Raw genomic sequence first — 4,151 nt, 5'->3', positions numbered from 1 at the left:
TGGGCTGGACCATCGCCCTGGCGTCGGCGGCGGGCTCGGTCGTGCTGCCCGCCGCCGTACGACGCGCCGTGCCGGACAAGGGGACTCCGGAAAGCGGAATTTCACCCTCCGGCAACCTGGGTGCCGCCTCCCGGAAGCCGTGAAACCGCACAAAGGAACGGTCCCCCGCACGATGCACACGAAAGGCGGCTGAACCGTGCCGCACATCCTCGCCACGATCCTGACCCAGGTCGCCGTCGCCCTGCTCGAGGCCGCCCTGATCCGGCTCTCCGTCCAGCTCTGGAAGGCACTGATGGGCAGCGGCCGTCCGGCGGCCGCGTACGCCTGACCCACACTCGGCGCTATTTCGTACGATTTGTGCGTTATCGGCGCCCAGGATTGGCAGGCGGTGGGAGACTTGTATTGATTCACGCTCCCAGTACGGGAGGACGGAGATGACTTCCCCCCAGACCAATCCGGAGTACCCGCAAGAACGAGAATCGGACCAAGGCGCGACGTCCCGCACGGAAGCGGCCGGAACCGGAACGGCCGGCACCGAGGCGGCACAGGCGACGCCCATGAGCGCAGCGACGCAGGAGGCGCCCGAGCAGCGCCGCGACGAGGCGGCACAGGACCAGGAGAAGCACGCGGGCGGCAAGGTGCTGCACATGCACACCGCGCACCCGCGGGTTTCCATTCCCTATGTGACCCCGGGCGACATGTTCACCGGCGCCGGCGCCGGCGCCCGCGCGGCCACCTCACGGCTCCCCGCGCCGCGCAAGCTGGCCTACTACGGCCTCCTGGGCGGCATGACCGTGGCCGGACTCCTGGAGTGGCCGGTCGCACTCGCCATCGGCGCCGCCACCGAGGTGATCACCCGCGAACGGGGTGCCCGCTCTCGCGCCGAACGGGAGGAACAGCAGCCCCGACAGGCGACCACAGAGCCCTCCGCCCGGACGACGGAGCCCTCCAGGCCCACGCAGACAGCAACGGCCTGACACCCCCTCACCACCGGTGGGGCCCGGACGCTTACACACACAACACCCGGGCCCCACCCCCTCCGGCGCTCCGGAAACCAGAGCGATCCCCCGCTCAAACGCCGCCTCACCTGCAGAAATCCCGACACGCAGCGGCACCCGGTGCCCTCGCCGGAGGCACCCCGTGCCGACTTTCTCGTGATCAAGAGGTTTTGCCATGGAACCCTTTGATCGATCATCGATCAGCGAGTTACAGTCCCCGGTGGGCCACGCGACGGAGTCGCACACCGATACCGCACCGAGGCCCTCGCCCTGTCCTGCCAAAGACACAAGGGCAACCCCCGACCCCGTACCGATGAGGGAACCCCCTTCGACTGAGGAAGGCGGCGCAATGACCGACTCCAACGCCATCCAGCCGAGCGCGCTCGACCAGCTCCCCGACCGGGATCCGGAGGAGACCGCCGAATGGCAGGCCTCGCTGGACGCCGTCACCAAGGCGGCCGGGCCGCACCGCGCGGCGTACCTGATGCGCCGCACCCTGGAGCGTGCGGAGGGCAACGGCATCGCGCTGCCCAAGCTGCTCGAGACGGACTACGTCAACACCATCCCCACCGCCGCCGAGCCGGGCGTGCCCGGTGACGAGGCGATGGAGCGCCGTATCACCGCGTGGAACCGCTGGAACGCGGCCGCGATGGTCACCCGTGGCTCCAAATACGGCGTCGGCGGCCACATCGCCACCTTCGCCTCCGCCGCCTGGCTCTACGAGACGGGCTTCAACCACTTCTTCAAGGGCAAGGAAGCGGACGGCTCGGGCGACCAGCTCTACATCCAGGGCCACGCCTCCCCCGGCATCTACGCCCGCGCCTTCCTGGACGGCCGGCTGAACGAGTCCCACCTGGACAACTTCCGCCGCGAGTCCGGCGGCAAGGGCCTCCCGTCGTACCCGCACCCCCGCCGCCTCCCCTGGCTGTGGGAGTTCCCGACGGTGTCGATGGGCCTCGGCCCGCTGTCGGCGATCTACCAGGCGCGCTTCAACCGCTATCTCACCAGCCGTGGCATCAAGGACGTCTCGAACTCCCACGTGTGGGCGTTCCTCGGCGACGGCGAGATGGACGAGCCGGAGTCGACGGCGGCACTCGCCCTCGCCTCCCGCGAAGGTCTCGACAACCTCACCTTCGTCATCAACTGCAACCTGCAGCGCCTCGACGGCCCGGTCCGCGCCAACTTCAAGATCGTGCAGGAGCTGGAGGCCCAGTTCCGCGGCGCCGGCTGGAACGTCGTCAAGTCGCTGTGGGGCTCGGCCTGGGACGAGCTGTTCCAGCTCGACACCACGGGCGCGCTCGTACGCCGCCTGCGCGAGGTACCCGACGCGCAGGTCCAGACGTACCAGACCCGTGACGCCGCCTACATCCGCCAGGACTTCTTCGGCAAGGACCCCGCGCTCGTCGAGATGGCGAAGCTGCTGAGCGACGACAAGATCCTTGAGTGTTTCCACCTCTCGCGCGGTGGTCACGAGGCGCGCAAGGTGTACGCCGCGTACAAGGCCGCCGTCGAGTTCAAGGGCGCCCCGACCGTCATCCTGGCCCAGACCGTCAAGGGCTTCACCCTCGGTGAGGGCTTCGCGTCGAAGAACGCCAACCACCAGATGAAGAAGCTGACGGTGGACGAGTTCAAGGCGATGCGCGACCTGCTGGAACTGCCGATCAAGGACAGCGACTTCGTCGACGGGGTCGTGCCCTACGGCCACCCGGGCGCCGACTCCCCCGAGGTCCGCTACCTCCAGGAGCGCCGCGCAGCCCTCGGCGGTCCGGCCCCGGCCCGCCGTACGCACGCGCTCGCCCCCCTCCCGGCCGCCGCCGACAAGACCTTCGCCGCCTTCGACAAGGGCTCCGGCTCGCAGAACGTGGCGACGACCATGGCCTTCGTCCGCCTGGTCAAGGACCTGGTCCGCGACAAGCAGACGGGCCGGCGCTGGGTGCCGATCGTCCCCGACGAGGCGCGCACCTTCGGCATGGAGTCGCTCTTCCCGTCCCTCGGGATCTACTCCCCCAAGGGCCAGACGTACGAGCCGGTCGACCGTGACCAGCTGATGTACTACAAGGAGGCCAAGGACGGCCAGATCCTCAACGAGGGGATCACCGAGGCCGGTTCCATGGCGGACTTCATCGCCGCGTCCACCGCGTACTCCACGCACGGTGAGGCGATGATCCCCTTCTACATCTTCTACTCGATGTTCGGCTGGCAGCGCACGGCCGACCAGATGTGGCAGCTCGGCGACCAGCTCGGCCGCGGCTTCCTCGTCGGCGCGACGGCCGGCCGTACGACCCTGACGGGCGAGGGCCTCCAGCACGCCGACGGCCACTCCCCGGTGATCGCTGCGACGAACCCGGCGGCGCTGACGTACGACCCGGCCTTCGCGTACGAGGTCGCGGCGATCGTCAAGGACGGTCTGCGCCGGATGTACGGCGAGGCGGCCCCGGGTGAGGACCAGAACGTCTTCTACTACCTGACCGTCTACAACGAGCCGATGCCGCAGCCCGCGAAGCCGGCCGTCGCGGGTGTGGACGAGGGCATCGTCAAGGGCCTGTACCGCTTCAACACGGCCGAGTCGGCGGGGCTGTCCCCGGTGGCGAACGCCCCGCGCGTCCAGCTGCTCGGCTCCGGCACGGCGATCCACTGGGCCCTGGAGGCGCAGAAGCTGCTCGCGGAGGAGTGGGGTGTGGCGGCGGACGTCTGGTCGGCCACCTCCTGGAGCGAGCTGCGCCGGGACGCGCTGGAGTCCGACGCCGCGCTGCTGCGCGGGGAGGAGCGGGTGCCGTTCGTCCGGCAGGCCCTGCAGGGCGCCGAGGGCCCGGTGCTGGCGGTCTCCGACTACATGCGCCAGGTCCCCGACCAGATCGCCCAGTGGGTCGAGCAGGACTACTCCTCCCTCGGTGCCGACGGCTTCGGCCTCTCCGACACCCGTGAGGCCGCCCGCCGCCACTTCGGCGTCGACGCCCAGTCCGTCGTCGTGGCCGCCCTCGCCCAACTCGCCCGCCGCGGCGAGGTCAAGGCGACGGCGGTGAAGGAGGCCAGGGAGCGGTACGGGCTGTGACCCCGGCGGGGGGGGGGGGGGGGGGGGGGGGGGCCCCCCCCCCCCCCCCCCCCCCCCCACCCCCCCCCCCCCCCCCCCCCCCCCCCCCCCCCCCCCGCCCC

The 4,151-nt window shown here is 70.7% G+C and carries 3 protein-coding genes; all 3 read left to right on the top strand.

Annotated elements, in window-relative coordinates:
• Window positions 1-196 precede the first annotated feature (196 nt).
• The gene (locus ACFU53_RS46980) at window positions 197-328 is read left to right on the top strand and encodes a hypothetical protein (protein ID WP_384006490.1); all 132 of its coding nucleotides are present in this window, start codon (window positions 197-199) and stop codon (window positions 326-328) included.
• 229 nt (window positions 329-557) lie between these two features.
• Window positions 558-977 (top strand): hypothetical protein, encoded by a 420-nt coding sequence (locus tag ACFU53_RS46975; RefSeq protein ID WP_384006487.1) that lies wholly within the window; start codon window positions 558-560, stop codon window positions 975-977.
• A 370-nt stretch (window positions 978-1,347) separates the two neighbouring features.
• Window positions 1,348-4,050 (top strand): pyruvate dehydrogenase (acetyl-transferring), homodimeric type, encoded by a 2,703-nt coding sequence (aceE, locus tag ACFU53_RS46970; RefSeq protein ID WP_384006485.1) that lies wholly within the window; start codon window positions 1,348-1,350, stop codon window positions 4,048-4,050.
• Window positions 4,051-4,151: the final 101 nt, after the last annotated feature.

This window comes from Streptomyces sp. NPDC057474, from assembly GCF_042802555.1.
Classification (GTDB): domain Bacteria; phylum Actinomycetota; class Actinomycetes; order Streptomycetales; family Streptomycetaceae; genus Streptomyces.
The sequence above is the reverse complement of the archived record's forward strand: the minus strand, read 5'-3'. Positions and strand labels throughout refer to the sequence as shown.

Coding starts and splice junctions, on each gene's coding strand:
- aceE (WP_384006485.1), top strand. CDS start 1,348: ATGACCGACTCCAACGCCATCCAGCCGAGCGCGCTCGACCAGCTCCCC.
- ACFU53_RS46975 (WP_384006487.1), top strand. CDS start 558: ATGAGCGCAGCGACGCAGGAGGCGCCCGAGCAGCGCCGCGACGAGGCG.